At 43.2% G+C, this 25,458-nt stretch carries 22 protein-coding genes and 1 pseudogene; 6 read left to right on the top strand and 17 right to left on the bottom strand.

Annotation, left to right across the window (positions count from 1 at the left end):
• Positions 1 to 59 precede the first annotated feature (59 nt).
• The 3 genes from tgtA to MmiEs2_RS06005 form a co-directional block, all read right to left on the bottom strand.
• Positions 60 to 1,670, bottom strand: a complete 1,611-nt coding sequence (tgtA, locus tag MmiEs2_RS05995; protein ID WP_420891220.1) for a tRNA guanosine(15) transglycosylase TgtA — start codon at positions 1,668 to 1,670, stop codon at positions 60 to 62.
• A gap of 126 nt (positions 1,671 to 1,796) precedes the next feature.
• Entirely contained in the window at positions 1,797 to 2,825 is a 1,029-nt protein-coding gene (fen, locus tag MmiEs2_RS06000; protein ID WP_316558968.1) for a flap endonuclease-1, read from the bottom strand.
• A gap of 273 nt (positions 2,826 to 3,098) precedes the next feature.
• Positions 3,099 to 3,569, bottom strand: a complete 471-nt coding sequence (locus tag MmiEs2_RS06005; RefSeq protein ID WP_316558969.1) for a deoxycytidylate deaminase — start codon at positions 3,567 to 3,569, stop codon at positions 3,099 to 3,101.
• 155 nt (positions 3,570 to 3,724) lie between these two features.
• On the opposite strand from MmiEs2_RS06005, the gene MmiEs2_RS06010 reads away from it, so the two are divergent.
• The 3 genes from MmiEs2_RS06010 to MmiEs2_RS06020 all read left to right on the top strand — a co-directional run bounded on the left by MmiEs2_RS06010 (position 3,725) and on the right by MmiEs2_RS06020 (position 7,545).
• Complete coding sequence (locus MmiEs2_RS06010; RefSeq protein ID WP_316558970.1) at positions 3,725 to 4,651, top strand: protein translocase subunit SecF; 927 nt, start codon at positions 3,725 to 3,727, stop codon at positions 4,649 to 4,651.
• Complete coding sequence (locus tag MmiEs2_RS06015; protein ID WP_316558971.1) at positions 4,648 to 6,357, top strand: preprotein translocase subunit SecD; 1,710 nt, start codon at positions 4,648 to 4,650, stop codon at positions 6,355 to 6,357. Before MmiEs2_RS06010 ends, MmiEs2_RS06015 begins: the two co-directional genes overlap by 4 nt.
• 144 nt (positions 6,358 to 6,501) lie before the next feature.
• Positions 6,502 to 7,545 carry an AAA family ATPase gene (locus MmiEs2_RS06020; protein WP_316558972.1) on the top strand — a complete coding sequence of 348 codons (1,044 nt, stop codon included), beginning with the start codon at positions 6,502 to 6,504 and terminating at the stop codon, positions 7,543 to 7,545.
• Between the two features lie 14 nt (positions 7,546 to 7,559).
• On the opposite strand, the gene MmiEs2_RS06025 is transcribed toward MmiEs2_RS06020, so the two are convergent.
• From MmiEs2_RS06025 to mtbA, 10 genes and pseudogenes are all read right to left on the bottom strand, one after another.
• Complete coding sequence (locus tag MmiEs2_RS06025; RefSeq protein ID WP_316558973.1) at positions 7,560 to 8,252, bottom strand: hypothetical protein; 693 nt, start codon at positions 8,250 to 8,252, stop codon at positions 7,560 to 7,562.
• Entirely contained in the window at positions 8,243 to 9,307 is a 1,065-nt protein-coding gene (locus MmiEs2_RS06030; protein ID WP_316558974.1) for a ParA family protein, read from the bottom strand. The genes MmiEs2_RS06025 and MmiEs2_RS06030 overlap by 10 nt, the downstream gene beginning before the upstream one ends.
• Before the next feature lie 81 nt (positions 9,308 to 9,388).
• Entirely contained in the window at positions 9,389 to 9,826 is a 438-nt protein-coding gene (locus MmiEs2_RS06035; protein WP_316558975.1) for a GNAT family N-acetyltransferase, read from the bottom strand.
• A gap of 229 nt (positions 9,827 to 10,055) precedes the next feature.
• The gene (locus MmiEs2_RS06040; RefSeq protein ID WP_316558976.1) at positions 10,056 to 10,307 is read right to left on the bottom strand and encodes an AcrB/AcrD/AcrF family protein; all 252 of its coding nucleotides are present in this window, start codon (positions 10,305 to 10,307) and stop codon (positions 10,056 to 10,058) included.
• Positions 10,308 to 10,318: 11 nt separating this feature from the next.
• Positions 10,319 to 10,591, bottom strand: a complete 273-nt coding sequence (locus MmiEs2_RS06045) for a hypothetical protein (RefSeq protein WP_316558977.1) — start codon at positions 10,589 to 10,591, stop codon at positions 10,319 to 10,321.
• Positions 10,584 to 11,996 carry an APC family permease gene (locus MmiEs2_RS06050; RefSeq protein ID WP_316558978.1) on the bottom strand — a complete coding sequence of 471 codons (1,413 nt, stop codon included), beginning with the start codon at positions 11,994 to 11,996 and terminating at the stop codon, positions 10,584 to 10,586. The genes MmiEs2_RS06045 and MmiEs2_RS06050 overlap by 8 nt, the downstream gene beginning before the upstream one ends.
• An 864-nt stretch (positions 11,997 to 12,860) precedes the next feature.
• Positions 12,861 to 14,240 (bottom strand): annotated as a pseudogene (locus tag MmiEs2_RS06055) (monomethylamine:corrinoid methyltransferase).
• Positions 14,241 to 14,251: 11 nt separating this feature from the next.
• Positions 14,252 to 14,896 carry a methyltransferase cognate corrinoid protein gene (locus tag MmiEs2_RS06060; protein ID WP_316558979.1) on the bottom strand — a complete coding sequence of 215 codons (645 nt, stop codon included), beginning with the start codon at positions 14,894 to 14,896 and terminating at the stop codon, positions 14,252 to 14,254.
• Between the two features lie 590 nt (positions 14,897 to 15,486).
• Positions 15,487 to 15,996 (bottom strand): hypothetical protein, encoded by a 510-nt coding sequence (locus MmiEs2_RS06065; RefSeq protein WP_316558980.1) that lies wholly within the window; start codon positions 15,994 to 15,996, stop codon positions 15,487 to 15,489.
• A 40-nt stretch (positions 15,997 to 16,036) separates the two neighbouring features.
• Complete coding sequence (mtbA, locus tag MmiEs2_RS06070) at positions 16,037 to 17,059, bottom strand: methylcobamide:CoM methyltransferase MtbA (protein ID WP_316558981.1); 1,023 nt, start codon at positions 17,057 to 17,059, stop codon at positions 16,037 to 16,039.
• Positions 17,060 to 17,569: 510 nt separating this feature from the next.
• Between mtbA and MmiEs2_RS06075 the strand changes: the two genes are divergently transcribed.
• Positions 17,570 to 19,207: a methylamine methyltransferase corrinoid protein reductive activase gene (locus tag MmiEs2_RS06075; protein WP_316558982.1), complete on the top strand. Its 1,638-nt coding sequence runs from the start codon at positions 17,570 to 17,572 to the stop codon at positions 19,205 to 19,207.
• A 449-nt stretch (positions 19,208 to 19,656) separates the two neighbouring features.
• Complete coding sequence (speB, locus tag MmiEs2_RS06080; RefSeq protein WP_316558983.1) at positions 19,657 to 20,532, top strand: agmatinase; 876 nt, start codon at positions 19,657 to 19,659, stop codon at positions 20,530 to 20,532.
• 152 nt (positions 20,533 to 20,684) lie between these two features.
• Here speB and MmiEs2_RS06085 read toward each other — a convergent pair whose 3' ends face one another.
• From MmiEs2_RS06085 to MmiEs2_RS06095, 3 genes are all read right to left on the bottom strand, one after another.
• A complete protein-coding gene (locus tag MmiEs2_RS06085; protein WP_316558984.1) occupies positions 20,685 to 20,834 on the bottom strand; it encodes a hypothetical protein in 150 nt (49 codons plus the stop codon).
• Between the two features lie 143 nt (positions 20,835 to 20,977).
• The gene (locus MmiEs2_RS06090; protein ID WP_316558985.1) at positions 20,978 to 21,388 is read right to left on the bottom strand and encodes a hypothetical protein; all 411 of its coding nucleotides are present in this window, start codon (positions 21,386 to 21,388) and stop codon (positions 20,978 to 20,980) included.
• 261 nt (positions 21,389 to 21,649) lie between these two features.
• The gene (locus tag MmiEs2_RS06095; RefSeq protein ID WP_316558986.1) at positions 21,650 to 21,922 is read right to left on the bottom strand and encodes a stationary phase-response protein; all 273 of its coding nucleotides are present in this window, start codon (positions 21,920 to 21,922) and stop codon (positions 21,650 to 21,652) included.
• Between the two features lie 427 nt (positions 21,923 to 22,349).
• On the opposite strand from MmiEs2_RS06095, the gene MmiEs2_RS06100 reads away from it, so the two are divergent.
• Positions 22,350 to 22,817, top strand: coding sequence for an Sjogren's syndrome/scleroderma autoantigen 1 family protein (locus MmiEs2_RS06100; protein WP_316558987.1), 468 nt, complete (start codon positions 22,350 to 22,352; stop codon positions 22,815 to 22,817).
• A 69-nt stretch (positions 22,818 to 22,886) separates the two neighbouring features.
• Here MmiEs2_RS06100 and MmiEs2_RS06105 read toward each other — a convergent pair whose 3' ends face one another.
• Positions 22,887 to 25,319: a DEAD/DEAH box helicase gene (locus MmiEs2_RS06105; RefSeq protein ID WP_316558988.1), complete on the bottom strand. Its 2,433-nt coding sequence runs from the start codon at positions 25,317 to 25,319 to the stop codon at positions 22,887 to 22,889.
• Positions 25,320 to 25,458 lie beyond the last annotated feature (139 nt).

Below are 25,458 nucleotides of genomic sequence, written 5' to 3' on the forward strand. Positions count from 1 at the left end.
TTATTTTTCAGGCATTTGTCGTTAGGATTCAGCTGTTTCTCGGCTTTTTTTCGACGCTTTTAATCAAAAGTTTCGCCGGCGTTTTCATCGACGAATTCATCGGCGAGTTCATCGACATTTTCATCAACGATTTTATCAAACGAATTTTCAATCAAACAGATTTCCGCGAGCTCTTCGAAATACGAATCTTCGAACGCGCTCAATCGTTTTCCTTTTATGAAAGTAAATTCTGCGTTCGGATTTTCGCGAATCAGCGCGGCGGTGTTTTCAAGCGCTGTTTTTAAAGAAAGCGCAGACGGCCTGTTTTGAACTTCCGCGTTGAACGGATAATTTTCTTCAAGTTCGGCCGGAAAAGCGCCGAACGGCGGTTTGAAATAAAGAACGTGATCGAAATCGGCATCTTTGAGACCACTTTTGTTGTATTTCGCCGGGCGAATGAGAACTCTGCCCGACAATAAAAAGCGATTCAGGCGTTTGCCGTAGCGGAAAACTTCCGGCCTTCGCGCGGACTCGGCGCTGCATTCAAAGAACGTGGATTTAACGGCGGGATCACACTTTTCAAGCCAATCGACATGATTATAGAGTGCGGAAAGCGCGCTCACCATCTGCGGGTGAGAATGGCAGCGCAGCTCGACGAGCTCCATTAATTTTCCTTCGTGAATCGCCTGCTTAATCAAACGGATTTCTTCAAACGTGACATACAAATTGTGGCGCGCCAGCAGCTCTTCTTTGTTCGCCGCTTTTTGCATGCTTTCTGCGGTGTTGTTGGCGCAAACCGGACAGGAACAGGGCAAATATTTGAGGCGTTCAAGCGGATAAGTGCCGTTGACTGTGATGTAGCGGCCGCCTTTCGCGTAAAGCGCGTATGCGGCGGAGTCGAACAGGTCGCAGCCGAGCGCAACGGCGAGCGCGAACATCATCGGGTGGCCCGCGCCGAACAGATGAACCGGAACCGTCGGGTCCAGCGTTGATTTTGCCGCGGCGACGACGTTGACCAAATCTTCGTAGCGGTAGGATTCCATGAGCGGCACGACCGCGCCGATCGGATAAACATCAAAATCCAAGTCGGAAACGAATGCGGCGCTTTTTGCGCGCAAATCCAAATAAGTTGATCCCTGAATCGGGCCGGCTAAAAGCATGTCATCGCCGCGCTGTTTTTCAAGTCCGTTTGCCGCGTTTTCAGCCGCCAGAGCCCGGCGTTCTTCAACGAGCCTGCGCGCTTCCGCGAGTCTTTCGTTTGTGATGTCAAGCTCTTCATTGGCTTGATCAAACCGGACATCGGGCGCCGTCGGAATATCTAAAGGAACCCCGATGTCGGTGCCGATCGCCTGCTCAAAAGCGATAATTTCATGATTTTCAACATTCACATCGCCGTAAACCGACAACTGAAAAGAGCCGGAATCCGTCATGATCGGACCGTCAAAACCGATTAAATCGTGAAGGCCGTCTTTGAGTGCTTTTTCCCGAAGTTCGGGTTTGCTGTAAATGATATAAGAATTGGTAATCAAAATTTCCGCGCCGAACGCGCGCATTTCCGCCGGGTCGACAATCCGCAGATTCGGATTAATCACCGGCATCACGGTCGGCGTTTCAACAACACCGTGCGGCGTTTTCAGCCGACCGATTCTTCCGGCCGCATCTTTTTCAATAATTTCAAAAACTTTTGACATTTTTTTCCTCTAAAAAATCAATAAAATGAATAATAAATAAATGAATAATAAATGATAAAAAACAATATCGAATTAAATCAAATAATAAATATCAATAAACCAAATCATAATAAATCAATCAATAAATCAGAACCATTGATCCAACGTCGGCTGTTTTGTTTTTGTCTCAAACGCCGTATTTACTTTTTGCCAGGCGGATGTCACGCGTTCGATTGAAAAATCGCGTTTGGAACACAAAAATTCAATCATTTTTTCTTTGTCGGGCTTCGTCCACTGAATCGTATAATCATCGGTTGTCGGCGGGTTTTTGAAGAAATCTTTTGCCGCGGCGTACCTTTCGATTTGATCTTCCATCCCCTTGGATTTTAAAATCGCTTCATAGCTGCCGTATTCTTTAACCAGTTTGAGCGCGGTTTTCGCGCCGACGCGGTCAATACCTTTGTTAAAATCGGTACCGACGCAAAGCGCGAGATCAATAAACTGATCCTGAGTCAGCCCCAAACGTTCCAAATTTTGATTCAAATTCACTTTTTCCGGCAAAACATCGACGTAAACGCTTTTTCCGGGAAGTTTGCGCTTGCCCGAAACCGTTAAATTTCGAATGACGGTTTTCGCGCCGAAAATAAAAGCGTCGTAATCTTGAGATGAAACGAAATCAACGTCGCCTTTGTCCGCCATGTACGACGCCTGCGCTTCGCCTTCCGACGGCGCTTCGACGACGGGAATGCCCATCATGGAAAGCAGCATTTTCGATTCTTCAACAATTTGAGGATCGATTTTGACGGCGGCTTGCGAATATTTGAGCATGTCGGCCGAGTCGCCGCGCTCTGCCGCAAGCACCCATTTCTCGTGCGCCGCCTCGCGAATTTCCCGGCGCTTATCAAGCGTTTCCGCTTTCAATTCCGGCGGAATGCCGTCAAAAACAAAAACGGGTTTGATGCCGTCTTCGACGAAGCCGGAGGTTCTGTAAAGAACGCCCGAAAGGTGAGAAGTTAAATTGCCGTTGGAGTCCGTCAGCGGTTTTCCGTCGCGGCCGCGAACGGTTGTGATAAACTGATAAATGACATTATACGCGTCAAACGCAACGATTTTGCCTTTTAAATCCGAGCGGGAAATTTCATCCCTTTCCAGTAAATCACCGATGGCAACACCCATAAATTCGCCTCCAAACCTTCCTGCAATTGAATAAGAAACAGTATTTGGCGAATAAATGTATACCGTTCTATAAAAACGTTTACGGTTCTTAAATTAAAAGAATATAAAAACAAGAAATAGAACCGCGAAAATAAAAAAAGAGTTATGAATGAGAAATCAGATTTCAAAAATAATTAATAATCTTCAAATTTCAAAACAATTTCAAAAAATAATTAAAAAATAATTAAAAAATAATCTCAAAACAATATCCCAAATTTCAAAAATCGGATTCAATTATTTTTGTTTATACTGCTCAATCGTTACGCCGGCTTCTTCAAAGAATCCCATCGAATTCGGATCGGGATAAGCGTTGACATAAACGACGTGTTTGATGCCTGCGTTGATAATCATTTTCGTGCAGAGAATGCAGGGCTGGTGCGTGCAGTACAGCGTTGCGCCGGATGTTTGAACGCCGTGGACAGCTGCTTGAATGATGGCGTTTTGTTCGGCGTGGACAGCACGGCATTTTTCGTGCATCGTTCCCGACGGAATGTTTTCCTGCTGGCGAATGCAGCCGATGTCTAAACAGTGCGCCAGTCCGCGCGGCGCGCCGTTGTAGCCGGTCGTCAAAATCCGATTGTCGCGGACAATCACGGCGCCGACTTTATTTCGAAGGCAAGTCGCTCGCTTGGCAACGGTTTCTGCAATTTCAACGAAATATTCATCCGCCGTTAACCTCTCATCATTCAAACTCTCATCAGACATAATAAAAGAAAAAGGAAGACAAAGATATATAAATTACTTGAAAATAATTGAAACATTCTTTTTACGTTCATTTTTAGTATTTTAATAATATTATTTTGAGTTGGATTTAATTTGAATTTATTAATTCTTTAGCAAAATAGAAAATGGGATTGACCATGAGATTTGAACTCTACAATTATCTTCATCCGTTTATTCAAAAAACGGAGAATAAAAAATTAATCGCAATCCCGTTGGCGGTTTTGGCCGTTGCGCTCTTAATTATCGCTTTTACGACAATAAAAACCGGAAGCCCGATTGCTCTCGGTATGGACTTCGTCGGAGGAACGCAATTTTCGGTAACGACCACCCTGACGGAGGAACAGCTTGAGGATATGTTTTCGGCATATCCGTTAAACGACATACGCATTTCGGGAAACCGCGCCGTCCTTCAATTCAGCCTGATGGAAACGGACGAGCTGAACGCGCTTGAAAAAGAAATACGCGGCAATTCGGCTTTCAAAGACATTGAAGAGCAGCAAGTCTCTCCGATTTACAGCGAAGACCTTCAAAGGAAAGCGTTGCTTGCGATTGGTTTATCGTTCATCGGCATGGCCATTGTCGTATTCATCATCTTCCGGCAGATTATTCCGTCACTCGCGGTTATTTTATCGGCAGCGGCGGACATTATTATCCCGATTGCATTTATGAACATTTTCGGCATTGAACTCACACTCGGAACGGTCGCAGCACTCCTGATGCTCATCGGTTATTCCGTTGACAGCGATATTTTGCTGACAAACAAAGTTTTAAAAAGGAGCGGCAACCTTGACGACAAAATTTCCGGCGTCATGCGAACCGGAATGTTGATGACAACAACGACTGCCGCCGCGTTTTTGGTGATGTTTTTGGTTTCCACATTCGCGCATTACATTATTCCCGGAATCCCGCCGATTCCGCTGATGTCTCAGATTTCCCTGATTGTTTTAATCGGTCTCTTGGCAGACATTTTAAACACCTGGTTCTTAAACGTCGGCATTCTCAGAACATATTTGACAAATCCGAAAACAAGATCGAAAGCTAAGAAAGGAGGCAGACGCGCATGATTGAAGAAAAGAAAGAACAGCCTCTTTACAAGGATTACAGAATTATTCTCTTAGCGGTCGCGCTTCTCATTTCCGTTTTCGCGATTTTCAGCCCGTTCGGCTATTTCGAAGAAGACGGCGGATTGACAAATATTCACTACGGCCTTGACATTAAAGGCGGCTCAACCATTTATTTGAAATTAAACGGCGCCGTCGCGCAAGTTGATGCCGCGCCCCGAGATATTGTCACCGATATGACAAAATCGGAATTCCCAAGCGGCATTGAAATCACAGGCTCCGCCGTGAGAGACGACGGTTCCGCGTACGTTGCGTTCAGAACCGCCGATTCCGTCAACAAAACGAAATTGGAATACATGTTCGGCACAAGCGACATTCACATCAGCACTGCCAATAACGTGTCCCAAGTCAATATTTCATCAAGCCAAGCCGGCTTCATCATTTCATATTTGGAACAGGTTTACGGAACGGAAGTTGTCCCGTATCCGACGTCTTCCGGAATTGAATATGAAATTCGGATGGCAACGACCGAAGAAGAACTTTCCGATTACATGAAAGCCATCGGCGGCAAGATTTTAACGGATAATTCCGGACAACCGCTTTACAAAGACGGAACGACGAAAGAGACAATGCAAACCACAATTGATGTTTTGAACAGCAAACTCGGAAACGGTTTGGGTGTCAAAGACCTTCCGATTCGGGCGATTGGTGATGAATACATCCAGGTTGATTTTGCCGGCGTTGATTTGGCGGATGCGAGAGAATTGGTTTCAAGCCCCGGCAAATTCGAAATTCGAATCCAGACGACAGGTGAAGAAACCGCGCACGTGCTTTACGGAGACGCGATTGAAAGTGTCGGTGTTGTCGGAAACGACCCGCAAACCGGCGTTTATTATGTGCCGTTTACGTTAAACGAAGGCGGCGCAAAAGCGCTTCAGCAAGCTGCAATCGGCGCAGGCGCGACGGTCAATCCGAACATGCACCAACTGATTATGATGTTAGACGACGAAGTCGTGTACGCAGCCCCGCTCAGCTCGGGCGCGGCGGGGCAGCTGAACAGCGCGCCGATTTACTCCTGGCAAGCCGGAACAAGTTCACAGGACGAAGCGCGAACGCTTCAGATTCACCTCCGTGCAGGCGCACTCCCGGTCAACGTTGAAATCGTCAGTGCCGGACAAATTGACGCGGCGCTCGGTCAAGGCTTCTTAAGAGGCGCGATTTTGGCAGGCGCACTCGCGCTCATCGCGGTTGCGCTTATCATTTACAACCGTTACAGACGCGCGGAAATCGCGATTCCCATGATTGCGACATCTCTCAGTGAAGTCGTGATGCTGGTCGGTTTTTCCGTTTTGATCATGCAAGATTTGGACTTGGCGGCGATTGCCGGTATTATCGCGGTGATCGGCACGGGAATTGACCATTTGGTGATTATTACCGAAGAAGTCGTTCACGAAGGCAAAACGCCGTCGGACAAAGTTTATTCGGCGCGTATCGGAAAAGCGTTCATGATCATTTTCGGCGCGGCGGCGACAACGGTTATCGCAATGGTGCCGCTCGCCTCTCTCGGATTCGGAACGCTGAAAGGCTTCGCGATTGTAACGATTGCCGGCGTCTTTATCGGCGTTTTAATCGCGCGTCCGGCTTATTCCGCGATTTTAAGATATATCTTGACAAAGCGCGGAATGGTTGATGAAAAATTGACTGAGTAAAATAAAAATGAAACAAAAACGAAACAAAAAACGAAATATAAATTAAACGAATGAAAAGATTCAAAACGAATCAAATCATTCGTTTATCTGATTTTTCCTAATTTTCACTTTTTGAAAGCTTTTTGATTTTGACGGAGAATAAAAATGAAAGACGTTTGGACTTTGAAATACCGCCCCGACTCGTTTGATGAAATTCTCGGAAACCGTCAAACCCTTGAGACGCTGAACAGTCTGACGGCGGCAGGTTCCTTGCCTCATTTGATTTTATTCGGCCCTGAAAATTCAGGCAAAATGACGGCTGCGCTCGCGCTTTCAAAAAAGCTTTACGGCAACGAAGCCGAGCTGAATTTTGTTTATTTCAACGCGTCCGACTTTTTTGAACAAGGCAAAAACTATCTCGTCAGAGATCCGCGCTTCTATCGGATTCTCGGAACCGATGATCCGAAAAAGATTCAAAAAAGCGTGATTAACATTTTTAAAGACATCATTAACGAATACGCGGCAATCGCGCCGATGAACGCGGATTACAAGATCATCTGCATCGACTCGGCCGAAGCGCTCACAATGGAAGCGCAGCAAGCCCTTCGCCGGATCATGGAAAAATATTCCAAAACCTGCCGCTTCATTTTATCTTCAAAAAGCGTTTCAAAAATCATTCCGCCGCTGCGCTCAAGAGGCGTCACGCTCTTTTTCAGCCCGGTAACGCCCGAAGAACTCGTGCCGTTCATGCAATCCGTCATTGAAAAGGAAGGATTCAGCGTCAAAGAAGACGTTCTTTATGAAATTGCGTATCAAACACGCGGCAATGTCGGAAAATCTTTAGAAACCCTTCAAACCGCGCTTTTGGAAGCGCAGGAAATCGGAACGGAACTCACCGTTTCCATGATTCAGATGCAATTCCAATTGGAAGAAGAAAGCGAAATGACGGAATTATTCAACGCCGCGCAAACCAAAAATTTCGCGGAGGCGCGCAATCATTTGGACACGCTTTTAATTGACGACGGCATGACCGGCAGCGAAATTCTGGAAGGATTTGAAACCGCCGCAATCGCCGATGAGAAAAAGAGCGGCGATGAAATCAAAACCGCGAAACGGCTGATTCAAATCGCTGAATGCGACAGCCGGCTTTCACAAGCGTCGAATGAAAGAATTCAGCTTGAGAATTTGATTGCGAATTTTGATGAATAATCTTTGAGATTCAATCATACTTCTTCAAATGTACTCACATTTGTGTTCTGTGTTGAGATTTGTTTAAAATTAATATATCGATTTAACCATCGATATTTCGAAATAACTTTAGGATTAGTATTTTTACGAAGAGTAACAGCTGAAAGTATTTTATCACAATCCGCAGAGTCATAATTTTTTAAATAATCAATAAAAATTGTACCATCTTCATCTTTTAAAACACAGAGATTTGAATCGACATTGTTATAAGGATATAATAATTCAAAAAGGTCAGAAGAAATTACAATTTTGGGGTTTATTGAAATCTCGTTTTCAATAATATAAGCTTCAATTAAACCATGACTGTACATAAAATTATTTTCAAAAAAATGTTTCCCATAAGCAATTCCACCCCGACAGAATATACCTTCACAAAATAAATCATATTGAAATTTAGATATTAATTTAACAAAATTTACAAATTTTGATTTATCATATTCAGTACTTATGACAATTGAGTCTGAAAATTGAATAAATCCAATATCTTCCGACTCATTTGTGATTAATGATTGCATGGATTTATGAAAATCATATAATTTCGTAATATATAATGGATTTTTAGGGTTTATTAAAAAATCATTTTTCACCATATCAGTAAAACCCAATATATCAATATAAGCTACAAAATGATCTTTTAAATTACTTAGGCTCACTTGCATTATATCCATTCCAGACGGTCATACATTTTTGAGTATACCCCTTTGTATTTCTCCATGCGGCGTTGGGCATCATTCCATGTCGCCCCACCCCATGAGATTCCCGTTTCTGTTGCCCTTTTAGTATCATCCCTTGTGATTGAATAAACTGCTTTTCCAAACTCTTGCATAAGTGGTGCTAAACTTCCAAAATCTGGAACTTCAGCTGCAACTAAAGATTTACTGTCAATATTAAATAATAAATCATGATCACTATCAGAATGATTTTGTAACACAGGAAAAAGATTAGAAATTGCTTTTTGTGGAATTCTATCAACCCACATTTTGAAACCTGGTTTGGGTCTTCCATTAACCATTTTAAGATTTTGAATTGCTAATCCTAAAAATTGAGGTTTCCCGTGTTTAATAGGAAGTCCCACATTTTTATAAGTTCCATAGATTTCAGCATGTTCAGCCATCCATCGATCAATAATTTCCGATAATGTCGAAATAGCCTGAACATCAAACCTATCAGGATTTACAGGAATATAAAATGCATCACATGCCAAAAAACAACTGCGTGTAAGAGCACCAGAACTTGGACCCAAATCAATTAGAATATAATCATAATTGTTTTTATCTCCAAACCGAGTTAATAAATCACCAAATGCACAATATGTACGTCTTTCATGAGTTTTTGTAGCATGTCTTTGCGAATGAGCTTCTGAAAGGGCATCCTCAATACTCGTTAAAGCCACATCCCCTTTGATTAAATCTAAATTGTCTCGTATATTGATGACCTCTATTTCTTCAATATTAATTTCAGGAACTGCCCCTTCTATTCGTGGTTTCATAATATCTAATAAACTCGTACCTGGCAATATTTGCTCTTCATGTGTTGTAGATTCTTTTTCATCCATTTCATTCAATCTCTCAGCTAATAACAACTCAGTCGCATTGCATTGAGGGTCAGCATCTACAACTAACACTTTGTTTCCGGAATCTGCAATGAATTGAGCTAAATTGAAAACATTTGTTGTTTTTGCAACACCACCTTTGTGGTTATAGAAAGTAATTACTTTACTCATATTTTTACACCTTTAACTTTGTTGAATGACTGTAATTAATAAGAATATTCCTACCATAAATATTTAAAAATAATATAAAAATCAAATCTTTTTTTCCATCATAACAATATCATTCGAAATTTCATAATTCATTTTTTGGTAAACGCCGACGGTATTTTCGCCGTGAATCGTTGCAAGCGTCACTTTTGTAATTCCGCGTTCTTTGAGCCGAGCTTCAAGTTCACGAATCAAACTTTTGCCGACACCGCGATCGCGATAATCAACGCTTGTACAAAATTCCCGAATCTCAAAACAAAGTTCGTCGCAATACTGCTCTTCATTTCCGACAATCATGCCTGCAATTTGCCCGTCGATTTCGCAAATGAGACCGTAAGTGTAAGGCGAGCTTGTTTGCTGCGCCAGCCGTTTTGCAGCGGTTTCTGAGGTCCAAGTATCATTCCACGGCGGCGCGTTAAACGCTTTGATAAACAAATCCGAAACTTCCGGAATGTGTTCCGGTTTAAATTCTGAAAATTTCATAATTTCCCTTTTTGCATTTGAGAATAAAAAGAGCCGATTGAATAAAACAATATGGAAAAAATTGAAAATATAAGAATAACCTAATCACGGTTTTTGTTCAAACTTTTTGAAAAAACGAAGCGACTCGCGCGCAGAAGCCGGCGCAGCAATGCGGCATGCCAAAAAAAAGACGAACCCGCCAAGCCGGCGGATTCGTCAAAGTTGTAATCAGTCGTGACCGATCGGAGACTCAGTAATCATAATTCTTCACAGAGTGATAAAGAATCACAATGAAGAAGACAAGGATTACCAAGAGGGTTCCGAAGTAGCCGGGTGCGTTCCAAACGATTTGGTCGCCGATACCGGAACCGCCTTCACCGACAATGGTGGCGCCTTTAATAAAGACGGGAATAACGACACAAGCGAAAGCCAATGCGAAAATGAAGACAATGTCAAACACTTTCATTGCAAGGCCTTGCTTTTCTGAAACTTTTTCTGTCATTTTTTCTCACCTCAGTCGTAATATTCGAATTCATACATGTGCTGCTTAATGGATTTCCACACGTTCAAACAAGCCATGCCGTTGATGAAGAACATCAGACACAGAATGATGACGAATGCGGCAAGCAGAACCGTCGGAATTTCCAAACCGCGAGAAATCGCGGCATTCAGAATCGTGTACGTGACAAACGTTTCGGAAACAACAAGGAAACTCCACATGAAAAGAATCAAGATGGAGTCCAATGTGAACCATTTCTTGTACTTTGCTTCGTCAATGTTACTCATTGCTGCCGCCTCCTGCTTGTGCTGCTGCGCCTTTCTGACCGTGCGCGACTTCCGGGTCCGGCCATCCGAGTCTGTCCTGCCAGCTGAATTCTTTTGCACGTTCCTGCTTAATCTTCTTATAGCGCCAGCTGAAGTAGAAGTAGGCGATGATGTAGAAGACCAATGCGAAGAGCAAATTCAGCATATATGCCCAGAAGAAAGTGGACATAATCAGAATTGCGATACCCATTGCGAGGTAGGAAATCCAGGGTTGGAGCGGACCGAAGTACGGGCGAACCAAGGAATTCGTTGTCGGATACATCTTTCTGAACCGGATCAATGCGAACGGAATCAGCACGTAGCAGACAAGTCCCGACATAATGGAGAACGTAATCACCTGGTCAAGATAACCGCTGAATGCGAAACCGGCAGAAACCGGGATGGTAAAGATAACCGCTTTGTACGGGCTCTTGTATTTGGGATGGACATCCGCAAACCAGTCCGAGATGAAACCGTCACGCGACAGCGCCAGCCAAGATCTGGAAGAGTCGTTGATACAGCCGTTGGAACTTGCAAGACAGGTAAAGAGTGTACCGACCGCAAGCAGCAAGACGATGATGCCGACACCGCTGTTCTGCGCCGCTTCAAAGAGCGGGTAAACAGATGCGCCGAGTTCTTCGACACCAATCAAACCGGAACAGATAAAGAGTGTCATACCGGCCATCAACAGAAGTGTAATCATACCGGCCTGCTGACCCAAGGGGACGGCACGCGTCGGTCTCTTACATTCTTCCGCACACATCGCAGCGCCTTCAATACCCAAATAGAACCACGGACCAAATTGCATGGCGGCAAACACACCGACCAAACCGTAAGGCATTGCGCCTTGGAACATGTTTTCGTAATTGAAATTGACAACGCCGATTCCCGTCGCAGAGGACAGGAAGAAAATCACGATAGCCGCAGCCGCGACGAAAGTGAGGAAGAAGTTCAGCGTCAAAGCTGTAACCGCGCCGCGATAATTGATAAGCGTCAAAATCGCGAGAATTAATAGTGCAACCGCTTTCACGTCGATCCATTCGACGTAAGCCGTGAGCAGCTGACCGACGACAATGGCGTCACCGGCCGATAGTGCGATATATTCCATATATACCGCCAGACCGACAATCGCAGCCGCGCCCGGACCGACGAAAAGTCGGACCCAGTCGTACGGACCGCCGGCCAATTTAGTTGAAGATCCCAGTTCGCTGGCGCAAATTGAGACAACGATATACATTAAACCGGCAACAAGCATTGCGAAAAGAGCGCCGATAATACCGCCTTTTGCAACCGTAAAGTTCCAGCCCATATATTCGCCGACCAACACGATACCGACACCGAGTGCCCAAACGTGATACGGACGGAGTTTCTTTTCAAGTTCTGTCATACGACTTCACTCTCCTGATTTTTTCAGTTTCGAAACTCTGTACGCATCCAAGCACATGTAGCCGATGATGGCGAATGCTAATAAGTAAATCAATAAGTTAATGATAGTTCCTGTATCCATCATATGCACCTCATTTCGAAATGAGGGGGTTGGCAAATACAGCAGTCGCATCAATAAAAGGGAAATAAATTGAAAATAAAAAGGCATCATCAAAATACAAAATTGCAACACGAAATCACGATGAAAGCATTTCACAAAATAAACCGGTATCGAATTAAACGATTTTTTCCAAAGATTTTACAAATCTTCTCAATCGCATTTACGACATTTCAAATCGCATTTAACGATACTCTCCACTCACTGTGAAATATTTACCATCTCTTAAACTTGAGATTCGATAAAAGTGCAAAGACTTTTGATGATTAAACCACACGCTGAAAAACTATTCCCATATATTCAAAATTGACACACACAACCGTCAATAAATTGACAACAAACCCCCGATTTTTACGAATCGATTTTATTCTGTACTCATTTTCCTTTCGGAAAAAGAATCGAAATGCTGTTAAATCGTCAAGCCGGAACCACAAAAAACCGGCGAACATCTAACCACTTAAATGTTCAATGAAACGAATTTAACATTTCGATATTTGATAATCGTTAAAACGATTGATTTGATAGCCGTTACAAATTCCTGACCGATTCATAGATCATGCAAAATTGCAGCCGACCCGAAAAATCGGGTCGGCTTTGATTTATGAATTTTATGTCAGGTATTTCACCTTACGGCAATTTTGCCGGCGAAATAAATCGCCGACGACGATTACCGAAAGCTTATTTTTAAGAAATAAGCATTTGGCAAAATCATTTGAAGACGAGACCGAAGTCTTCGAGTTTCTTAACTGCGCCTTCATAGACTTTGACGTGTTCGTCAGTGGGTGTAACGGTCTTGACGTCGTAACATTCCTGGAAGGTCTTGCCTGCAGGAGCGTTGCCGTAGTTGCCCTCGTAGCTTGCGACGAGTTTGTCCAAAATCTTGTTGATTTCGGCAATGTCAACGCCTGCTGCGGATCTTGCGACTTCGCCCATCATACGGGCTTCCATACCTGTTGTTTTGTCGGTCACGACACCTTTTGCGGCTGCAACACCGGAGAGGATTTCTCTGCCTGATGCGGAGTCGGTCATTGCCTGTGCGGCAAGTTCGAGGAAGCACATTTCTGTACACGGACCTGCGCACGGGTAGTACTGGTTACCCATCATGAAGTCAGTGTGGTTGGAAATTGCAGCGCATGCCCATCCTGCGACAGCGAGGGTTTCTCTTGTGTTGGTGGAACCCCATCTGATGTGGACCGGACCGTCAAGGTGCCAGCTTGCGCCGGACATGACGAATGCGTTGATGGATGATGCGACATCGATGATTGCTGTCTCTTCGAGACCGCCGGCGTAACCGCCGTAAATCGGCATCTGTTCGTCCATGATAAGGTCGCTGTTGCCGTGGTAGTGAGCGATAACAGAGATTGCTTCGAGGTCAATCTTCAATTCGTTAAGTTGTGAAACTTCGTGGCTGTCGGAGGGGATCATACCGCCTGCACAGTCTGCACTGATGTTACCCTGTGCGGAGAGTGAGGTTTCGGGGCCCTAAACGGCCATGCCGGGGCGGCCTGCGACTGCTGCTGCCTGTTTGATAAGTCTTGTTTCTGTCTTTGCTGCGAGAATTTCGAAGGGTGTCTTCGGAACCGGCGGGTAGCCGCGGACGGTCATCATAACACCGTTAACGATGGTGTCGACTTCCTTCTCAAGTGCGTAGGACATGTGAAGTTCGTAGAAGATGTCTTCTGAAATCGGGGAACCGGTCGGACCGCCCTGAATCAAGGGGCCTCTCTTGTCGCCGATGTTTCTCTTTCTCATTGTAACGGCGTCTCTGCCGGTACCGAGCTGGAATTCGGGCATGGGGTTGCGGATTGCATCCCAGATTTCATCTTCTGTGTATTTGACGATTCTGTTGGTATCTGTAACGAAGATACCAGTTTCGAGAAGCATGTCAAAACCGGCTTTGAAGAGTTTTTCGATCATGTCGGAATCTGTCGGAACAAACTCGCCTTTAAAGTCAAGACCGTATTTTTGCTTCAATTCCATTGCTTTCATCGGGATGTGCATTAAGTCCCAGTCGTCTTGTGAACATTTCTCACCGGTCTTTGCGCGGTTGTAGAATTCGTATGCATCAATTGATCTCTTGTATGCCATTTATAACCACCTCAGGCCATAATTTTCTTTGCAACAATAACTGCTTCTGCTGCGTTTTCGGCTGTTCCGTCAGCGCCGATTTCATCAATCCAGCCCTGGGAAACGGGTGCACCGCCGAACATACATTTAACTTTTGCGCGGATGCCTTCTTCGCCGATCATAACCATTAAGTCTTTCTGGCCGAGCATGGATGTGGTCATCAATGCGGAGCCGACGAGGAGAACTTTGTCAGCGTCTGCTTTCTTGACTTCTTCAACGACGACTTCGTTTTCGATGTCAACACCGAGGACTTTGACTGTAAAGCCGTTTGCGCCGAGCATTGTGGAAACAAGTCTGTTGCCGATGTCGTGGATGTCGCCTGCCTGAACGAAAGAGATACAGAGACCTGCACTTTCAGAGCCGTCGCCTTTTGCAAGTTCGGGCTGGAGGATTTCCATTGCGCCGTTCATTGCTTTTGCGGACATCATAATCTGGGGTAAGAAAAGTTCTCCGGTTTCGAATTTTTCACCGACGACTTTCATACCTTCGGAAAGGCCCTTCTGAATAATATCGAGAGCGGGTGTTCCGTTTGCAAGTGCTTCTTTGGTTTTCTCAACGGTACCGTTAATGTTCTGAGTCATAACGGCGTCTGCTAATTCCTTAAAGATATCTGACATATTTTTTACCTCCGTACAAAACATGTACGTAATTTTCGTACATTCATTTCGCATATCATTCATATAACAGAATATATTGAAAATCTACTCCATTATATCGGTTTATGCAAAATGACACAAAATTTTTGACAGACTAAAATCCCCATTTCAATCTGCTTTTTGTATGAATTACGATAGTAATCCACTCATTCTAAATGGGAGAAATTCATATATAACTTAAATCTAAAAGAAATTTTCAAACCCTTTATACAATTAACAAGATGTTTATAAAATAACAAAGCATTAGAAAAGATACAACCCGATGAAAAACAGACATGGTTCTTTAAAAAAACAAAGATCAAAACGAAGAAAAACGCAATCGGCGAAGAAAAACATCAAATAAAAAAGTCAAAAAAAGCGAAAAAAATGAAGAAAAAATCATTTTCGAAACATTTTTGAAAAAAATAAAAAACCGAAAAAAACCCGCAAAAACATCATATCAAAATTTTTGAAATATTTATGTCAGCCGTTATGGCATAAATTTTATATAGATATCTATCGCCGCAAATGAAAATAATTTAATGATGAAACAAGACGACAGCAATTGAATCTTAAATTAAGATACTTTGTGTCGAAATTTGATTATTTTTTTGAAAAACAACCGATAAATTCCGATATTTTTTTGATAAACGAAAGGTCGTTTTTAATAATTTTTTGAAAAATGAAGAGTCGTTTTCAATTATTTTTTGAAAAACCGGGCAACTCGCACGCGGCGACCGGCGCAGACACGGTGGCGGACCGGCAAACCTGGAGGTGACACCGGAAAATGCAAACCTGAAGGTAACGGCCGCAAACAGACCCGGCAAGGTAGCTGCGCCACGTTCGCGAAGCGAACGGATGTGATGAAAAAGAGCAGATGCACGCGGAAAACAAACAGTACACGATGCAAGCGATGGAGATACAGGTGGTAACGATGGAGATACAGGTGGTAACGATGCAGATGGTAACAACACAAATAGTAATAGAAGCCCCAACAACAGCGAACACAAAAATAAAATGAAATGGGTATGCAAAGCCGAAAAAACGTAAAAAGAGAAAGAAAAGATCGGAATGAAAATCATTCCGAATCTTTATGTGTTAATTTTAAAACGAATTTTAAAATCAGTATTTTGAAGCCTGAGCGTATTCAACGAGTGCTTTCAAGTTTTCGGTCGGAGTTGCGGAAACAGTACCGCAGCCGACAGTAACGATTCTTGCGCCTCTTTCATAGACTTTTGCGCATTCTTCTTTGATTTCTGCAGGTGTGCCTTTCCACAAGAGCTGAACCGGGTCGAGGTTACCGACAATGACAGCTTCCTTAACGGTTTCTGCTGCTTTTGCGACATCGACTTTCTGGTCAACGCTGATACCTTCAACGCCGGCCTGGTCCATTAAATAGATACCTTTTGTTGTGTCACCGCAGATGTGGAGAACAGTCGGGACGTCCATTGCTTTCATTGCTTCTGCAATCTTCTTGTGGTAGGGGATTGCGAATTTTGCATAGAAGTCGTCGCCGAGAAGCTCGTAGCTGGCTGTCGGGTCAATGATGACCATGCAGCTTGCGCCTGCTTTGACCATTTCCTGTGCATATCTGACACAGAAGTCGGTGGTCATGTCAATCAAGGGCTGGATGACGGGGTCGTCGGTCATGAGTCCCATGAACCAGTTGTCACCGTTGAGGTGCTGTGCAAGGGAGAAAGGACCGATCATGGAACCGATAATCGGGATTTCGTCGCCGTATTTTTCTTTGAGGATGGCGATGGACTTGACGATTCTGTCAACACGTGCTGTGCCGCCGAATGCGAAGTCTTTCAATCTGTCAACATCTTCGGGTGTTGCTGCGACGTGGCCGACAACAGAGGGCTGCTGCTCGCGTGTACCTTCTTTGATCTGGCAGCCGAAGAATTCTGCTTCTGCTGTGATGTCGAACGGAACACGAATTGCTTCGTAACCGATAACGGTGTGACCTGCTTCTGCCAATTTTGCAATTAATTCAGGTTCTTCGTTTGCTTCGGGCCAGAAGGCGCCGCATGCTTCCATTTGTTCGACAGTTGCAGTCTGTGTGAAACAAACTGCAGGCATTCTGTCAACATCCATTTTCTTTAACGCGCGGTATAATCTTTCTTTAGGTGTGTATTCTGTCATAACTTGATCTCCCCCAAAATGGATTTTAGGTCAAAGTTTTGAAAATTACATAATTCACATGTATCGTTTTAGACACGATTGCCGGCCCGGATCTTAAAATAAAGATCGAGCAGTAAACCGTTTCGACGATTTAACCGTCAAAATGTCGTGTTTTTGTGTTCATCCGGCACATTTTACGATTAAATCGCGATTTTCAAATTAAATTGATTTCACAAAAATTGGAATCAAAAATTCAAAAACCCAATCGAACGGATAAACTTAATTCATAATAACATTAAAGATTCTTATAATTTATCCTAAATTTGAAGGAAAAGACAAATGAAATCGAGAGGGGAAAGCAAAATTATAAAGTCGTTGTAAAAATACAATTGGCTTGATTTTTGCAAGCTTTCTGTCCCCGCCTTTATCCGATAGATTTAAACTGATTCGGAAAGATTATATGAGTACTTAAAAAAACAAAATAAAAACAAAAAAATGCATTAATAAATGCACTATGGTGGATTAAAAAGAATGTATGTGATTGCACTTGACCTTGGAACAAGCGGCTTTCGGGCTCAGCTGATCGATCAAAAGACAAACGAAACATTGAAAACCGTCATTACGATGGGACACCCGCTTCCGGGCGGCAATGTGATTGACCATTTGGAATTCGCGATTGTTACCGGCGAAGATGTGGCGAACGAAGTCATGCTTCAGACAGTCAAAAAGATTCTTGACGCTTTAGAAGTCGATTTAAAAGACATCCAATACATTTCAATTTGCGGCAACCCGATTCAGCTTTCATTATTTCAGAATATCGAAATCCGCGACTTGGCTTACGCCGGCGAGACGAAACAGAAAAAGCTCGGCGTTGAGAATGTTCAGCGCGACGCGCGTATTTTCCCGGCAAACGAATTATTTGAAGGCGTCGCGGATTTGCCGAATTGTCAAATCATTGTTCCGCCTGCGATTAAACACGAAATCGGCGCCGATGCGCTCGCTATGATGACGGAAACCGATTTTTACACGCAGGAAAAACCGTGTTTGGTAACGGATTACGGCACCAACGCGGAAATGGCGATTAAAGTCGGCGACAAGATTATTACTGCCAGTGCCGCTGCCGGCCCGTCCATTGAAGGGCAGGGCATTCCGTGCGGCATGTTAGCCGCGCCCGGCGCCATCAGCGATGTCAACATCGAAGGCGATTACTGGCGTTTAACGGTTTTGGATGAGATGATGCAATCCGGGAAAGGCGATTTGGTCAACCCTGTCACCGGCGAAATCATTGAGAAAGGCGAAATTGACGCGGTCGGCATTACCGGAACCGGTGTCATTTCCTGCATGTCAATCATGTTAAAAAGCGGATTGATGACGAAAATTCCAAAACTCCCGAACGGCAAAGTCGTTCTCGGTGACGGCATTGAAATTACAGAAAAAGATGTCGTTGAGATTGGAAAAGCAATCGGCGCGATTCGCGCGGCGCAGCTGACGCTGATGGAAGCGGCAGGCCTCAACTACGACCAGCTCGAATACGCCTACATTTCAGGCGCGACCGGCACGTACGTCGACGGCAAAAAAGCAGCTTATCTCGGATCGGTTCCGAGTTACGCAAAAAATGTCATTCAATTCGGAAACACCTCAATCGGTCTTGCGCGCAAACTTGCGATTCACCCTGAACAGCTTGATGAAATCAAAGAAATGGCGAAAAAGATTCAGGCCGACCACTTAATGATGGCGACCTCTCAGACATTCAAAGACATTTACGTTTGCGAACTTTCTTATTGGGAACAGGGCATGCCGATGGAAATGTATGACGAAATGCTGAGAATGTTCAAACTCAAACCGTTCCCGCATAACGAACCGGATCCGAATGTCGAACGCCGTGTCGTGCGCGACATTGATGATGTCGGTGAAGAAGGCGTTAAAATGGTCGAACACATCGGCGTGTTCTTAGAAGCGCCGGCATACGGCTGTATTTTCTGCCACAAATGCGAGAAATCCTGTCCGGAGAACGCGATTACGGTTCACAAGAGTGAGCCCGACAATTATATCGTCATTGACAGCCAAAAATGTCTCGGCTCAAGCTGCAAACGCTGCATCACGAATTGTCCGAAAAACGCTGTCAACCATTCCATTTTGAAAGTGGTTCATAAAGAAGACAGGCTGTAATCATTTTTGATTCAGCCGATTCTTTTCTTTTTTATTTTTCAATAATTTCAAGTTTAAATTTTACTTTTACTTTTTTTCATTTCGTTTCAGCTCCTTATTCCATTACTGCGCTGCAAACCGGAACTTCCGCTTTTGTTGTGTCGTTTATGTCCGGCGCCTCCTGTGTTTTCCGCGTGTCTCTGCCTCTTTTTAGAGCAGCCGTTTGCTGCCGCTGCCGCGCCGGCCGCCGCGCGCGAGCTGCCGGGTTTTTCAAAAATAAACGAAAAATGACCCTCATTTTTTGAAAAAATTAAAAAACAAATCCTGTTTTTTGAACAAACGGGAAAAACCAAACAAAATTTAAAAAACGAATTTTTAAATAGAGAACTTTTCTTTACTCATTTGTTAGTACCCGCAAATTACATATTTTTGTGATTTCGGTTTTTGAATATTTAAGAGGAACATAAGTAATGTTTGCACCGACTACTTTCTTTGATGCGATTTACGAATATGAAGACGCCGAATACGTTATTTTCGGCGCGCCGTTTGACAACACATCTTCTTTTAGAGCCGGAAGCCGCTGGGCGCCGGACAGAATGAGAGAAGTGGCAATAAATTTTGAAACGTACAGCCCGAAATATAATTTGGACATGACCGACATTTTGGTTCATGATGCCGGCAATTCCTATGTTTCCGTCAACATCGACGAAACATTGGAATGGATTTACGAAGACGCGAAACAAATCGTTGACGACGGCAAATTTCCGATTATGATCGGCGGCGAACATTCGCTTTCATACGCGCCGGTCAAAGCGTGCTATGACGCGTGCGATGAAAAAGACGATTTCGCCGTTTTGGTGCTGGACGCGCATTTTGATCTTCGAGACGAATTCCGCGGCCTGAAAAACAATCACGCCTGCGTTTCGCGCCACATTCTTGAAAATATTACCAAAAAATATGTTTCCATCGGCATTCGCAGCGGCCCGCAGGAAGAATGGGAATACGCGCGAAATGAAGGCGTAAAATTCTATTCCAACGATGACGTTTTTGACATGGGAATTAAAGAAGTCATCAAAGAAACGATGGAATACTTAGACAGCGACCACATTTATTTGTCACTGGACATGGACGCGATTGATCCGGCATTTTGCCCGGGACTCGGAACGCCCGAGCCGTTTGGAATGACCGACCGCGAAGTGCGTGAAGTGCTGCGCGCGTTTGCGCCAAAAACAATTGGCTTTGACGTGGTTGAAATCGCGCCGGAATATGACAACGGACAATCCGCAATTTTGGCGACAAAATTAATGCGTGAATTTATTTTTGCGCGCGAAGCGTCTAAAAAATAAAGAGTAACGAATTGAAAATTCAGCATTAAATTTTAAAAACGAGAATGAAAAAGAGATGAATCGGAAAATGACTTTCATTTTCCGCATTTATCATGAAAATTAAAAGGAAATTTTAAAGATAATTTAAAAGAAAATAAAATTCGGTAATCGGATTACCAAATGTGATGTTTCTTTTTCTTGCCGTCCTTTTTACTCTTTTTTCCGCATAAGCAGCAGCCTTTGCCGTCGCGGTGGTGTGTCAGAAGAGCAATGATGGCGATAGGGATTGTAATAATAAGCAAGAGCTCAAGTAATTTTTTCATTTTTGAATCACCTTTTTTTAGAAATTTAATTTGGAGTGTTGATTTCTCAACAATATAGAATAATTTTCACAACTCATATAAATAATATTTTATTATAATATCTCCCATTTTATAAATATAAAATTGAAACATATTAAATGATTTTAAATGAATTTGGCGGACTTAATCATTTCAAGAAGCAGATCCAAATGATCCCGGTTTTCGGGGCCGGCCAAAATCGAAATGGCTTGATCGTTTCGCTCGTTGTAAATATCGGCTTCATATCCGCTTTTCATCGGAAGAACACGAACAATCGCGCCTTCCCGAAGTTTTTTAACTTGAAGAATCGGACAATCTTTTTTCAATTCGTTGTCAACCGCCTGAAAATCCTGATACGGATCTTTCCGGCAAGTAATTTCCAAATGAGCCGACGTGTTTGACGAAACAAACGTGCCGTTAATCAGCTCAAATTCCGCGTTTTCCGGAATCCCGACCATTGCGTTGCCGCCGTTATCGCCTGTAAACTGTTTCATTTTCAGATTCGATTTATGAAATAATCGTTTTCCTAAACTCATTTAACCACCCGTTTTTAAATGATTAGAGTAACCGGCTGAAAAAACATATTCAACCGCGAATAAAAAGAAGAGCCGAAACTATATAATGATTTTCAAAAACAAGGTAATGATATCGGAACAAAAGACAGGAATAAAAATGAAAAATAAAAATGAAACAGATTAAAGATGAAAAATTGAAAAAAAAGCTGAAATCAAAAACAAAACAGAAAAAAACGAAATGAAAAAGAAAAAAATGAAAAGAAAAATGAAAATTACCGGAATTTAAGCTTCCGGCGGAATGGTTTCGAGCTTTCCGAGGATGCTCCAGATGTATGTTCCGGTGTGCATCGGAAGGTTCGGATCATAACTGACATCGGAAAGCGTTTTGAGCGCGGATGCGGCGCGCAGGAAAAGTTCCTGATTTCCGTCCTTAAGAACTTCAATAATTTCCGTAACGGAACGTCTGATATTTCTCGGAACGGATGTGTCGTTTGCAATCATATCTAATTCCGCAATACATTGATCAATAGTTTTTTGGTATTCATCGGCTGCCATAATATCACCTGAATCAGAGTCGAACCAAGAAAACCTGCCGTTAGCCCCTGACAGATTTTAAAAACAAGCAAGAGAACCAAATGAAGGTAAAATGAACTCAGCGAGTCGGTTTTTTCAATCCAAACATCTTGTTTATGAAAATCCGATTCGAACTCTTAATAAATTTAGATTAGATTTAATAAAGTAAAATAAAACTTCATGGATTAATTACTTTATGTATAGATATCGTCTTTTGGACTTAACTTTAGTAGAGAGAACTCTCATTTAAATTTAACCTATAAACGCAATAAAAACAGTTGTCGAAAAATCGAAAATAAAAAATAAAACATTTAGAAAGGTTAATTAGAAAAAAGCCCAATTTTACTCCAATTATTATTTCAGAAAATTCAATTCAATTAAAATTATCATTATTAAATCAGGTGAAAAAATGTCAGACGAGAGTGTAAAAAAGATTGCCCGTTTCCTTGAAAACGGCGGCACGATGCTTGCCAACCATTGCGACAATTGCGGCGCGCCTTTATTCAGATTTAAAGGAGAAATCATTTGCCCGCTTTGCAGCGGCGTTGAAACGAATGAAACACCTGCGCCGGTTTCAAATGAAGCCGCGCCCGTATTTTGTTCCCCCGGCGTTCCTGCCAAAAAAGCGAATGCGCCTCAAAAATACAAAAAAGAAAGCAAAAAGCAAACCGCATCAGGAACTCCCCTTGAAGACTTGAAAAATTATACGATTGAGCCGACCGTTTATTCCGTTGAGGAAGAACAATTGCGCGAATTAATTCTTCTCAAACTCACCGCGATTGCCGAAGATATGCAAAATGAAAACGATCCGCGCCGCGTTTTTGAATATTTGGAAATGATTGAAAAAGGCTTGGATTTGATTGAAAGGCTCTATTGAGCTTTTTTAATCTTTTATTTTTTTGTAATTTTGTTTATTTTTTGTTTTTTCAAATCTTTTTTCAAAAAATTACTTTTTATATTCGGCGCCCAAGACTTCCCGAATGCGTTTTGCCGTCACTTTGCCGATGCCTTTGACGCGGCACAAATCATCTTCGGATGCATTAAAAATATTATTAAGTGAGCCGAATTCGTGAAGCAGAATTTGCGCGGCGTGCGGGCCGACGCCTGAAATTGATGAAAGGATGTATTCCTGCTGCTCGTGCGTTGTTTTCGCCGGTTTTTTGCCGTGCGGATTGACCGTTTTATTTTCATGAATTTGCTCTTTTTTGGCCATCATTTTTAAGAGCAGCGCTGTTTCTTCTTCAGATTTTGTATAGAAAATCGAAACGTTTAAATCAATTTCGATAGAAAGAAGCGCGCCGCGAATGGAATTTTCGTTCATGTTTCCGGATGCCAGCGCTTCGTCGCCTTCGATGATTAAAACCGGTTTTTTATAAGTGCGCGAAAGGTCAACCAATTGTGAAAACAAATTTCGTTTGCCGTCAATTAAAGATGCGTTAAAGTCGGCGATTGTTTTTCGTTCGATTGCCATGTCGTCGCTGACAACGTAATCGGCGACGTCAAGCTTCATCGTTTTGAGTTCAATCCCGAAATTGTCCAAACATTTCAAAACGCCGCTTTTGATTTCGCGCGTGTCGGCTAAAATTTTTAATTTAGATTCTTCGGCGCTTGAATCTTCGAAATTTTCCGAAAAAGTATGAGACCGGGCCGGCAGCTTATTTGAAGGAGAATCGGCTGCAATCGGAATAACAAAATCGGACTCTGCTTCAAGTTCGATGTTTGAAGCCGGTGTCGAACGCTTGTTTTCATATTTGCTTTTAAAATCCTTTTCAAAATCCGAAAAGGTTCTTTGATTTTCGCCGCTTTTTGAAAACGAATCCGAATTGTTTGAATATGCTTTTTGAAGGCTTTTCATTTCGGAAAGCATCCGCTTTTCTTTATTTTGGCTGCTCCAGCGATAAGCTTCGTCACGCGTTCCTTTCGTGACAAGCATGATGACGCGGCCGGTTTGGAAACGGCCGGTTCGTCCTTTTCGCTGAATGCTTCGAATTTCGGACGGGACCGGCTCGTAAAACAAAACCATATCGGTTGAGGGAATATCCAATCCTTCTTCGGCAACGGATGTCGCGATTAAAACATTGTAAACGCCCGCGCGGAACTGTTCAATGATTTCCGTTTGCTGTTTTTGCGTCAAGCCTTTGTCTTTATGGCGCGAGCCTTGCCCGACAAAACGGACCGGACGGACATCAGAAACATCGGAAAGCGCTTTTTTGACAATGTTTGCCGTTTCTCTGAAATTCGTAAAAACAATAATTTTGGAATCGGGAAATTTAGAAAGCTGTTCGCCGACAATTCTTTGAACCGCGTAAAATTTCGGGTGTTCGGTGACGCATTTTTCGGTTAAGTGAAGCGCCTGCCTGAAATAAAGATCGGCGGAAATTCGTTTAACGGCCTTGCTCGCCCCCGATGTTCCGGCTTCTTCATCCATCTTTTTCAGATACGCCAAAAGCGCTTTCGTCCCTTGCGTTTCAATCAATTCAACGGCGTGCTCGATTTTCATAATTTCAGCCATGACGGAAACGGCTTGATAAACATTCGGATCGGCCGTCTCGTTTTTCAATTCAGCCATCAACCCCGATTGAAGCGCGAGCAAATCGCGTTTGGCCAAAAACTTTTGATCCAGCGGATAACCGAAATCAGCCAGTTTAATCAGCCGCTCGTTTAAGATTTTTTTAAGCGCTTCCCGAATTTCAACAAGCTCCTTCGGAAGATCCAAAGTCATCCATTCAAGCTCTTTTTTATGAACGTAAGGTTTGATGTCGGCGTCGTCTTCCGTTTTCACGACGACGTTTTCAATGAAAAGCGCGCCGCAGACTTCATCGATTTTTTCTTTTTCACTGCCGGGACTTGCTGTAATTCCGAGAATCAAAGGCGAATTTGCCGTTGCCGCGTATTTTTCGGCGATGTAAGTGTAAGCGTAATTGCCGGTCGAACGGTGCGCTTCGTCAAAAACGATGCATGAAACGTCTTCTAAAGAAATTCGGGAATTGAGGAGATCGTTTTCAATGACTTGCGGCGTTGCGATAATCATGTCCGCGCCTTCCCACATATGACTTCGTTTTTCGGGAGAGATGCTTCCGGTGAACGCTTTGACTTTGCCTTCGGGCAGTTTCATAACGCGGGAAAAGAAATCAAAATGCTGCTCGACAAGCGGTTTTGTCGGCGATAAAAGCAAAACCTTGCCGCCGATTTTTTCAAGGCGCATCACCATGACAAGAAGCGCGACGACGGTTTTTCCGAGAGATGTCGGCAAAACGACAAGCGAATTTTTCATCGTGCATCCCGAAACGATGTTAAGCTGATACAAACGCTGCTCAACGGCGTTTTCCAAGATCAGCGGATGTTTGATGAATTGCTTGGCGGCGGTCTCTTCCGACATGGTTGTCTCCGAACGGTTTATTGATTTTTAGGTTATAGCTCTATGATGCTTATTCTTATAAATAATCAGCCCGCGAAGTGAAACTATTAAATTATATTCAATTGAATTCAAAAATAAAAAAGAAATGAAAACGATTATT

Source organism: Methanimicrococcus stummii (genome assembly GCF_032594435.1).
Taxonomy (GTDB): Archaea; Halobacteriota; Methanosarcinia; order Methanosarcinales; family Methanosarcinaceae; genus Methanimicrococcus; species Methanimicrococcus stummii.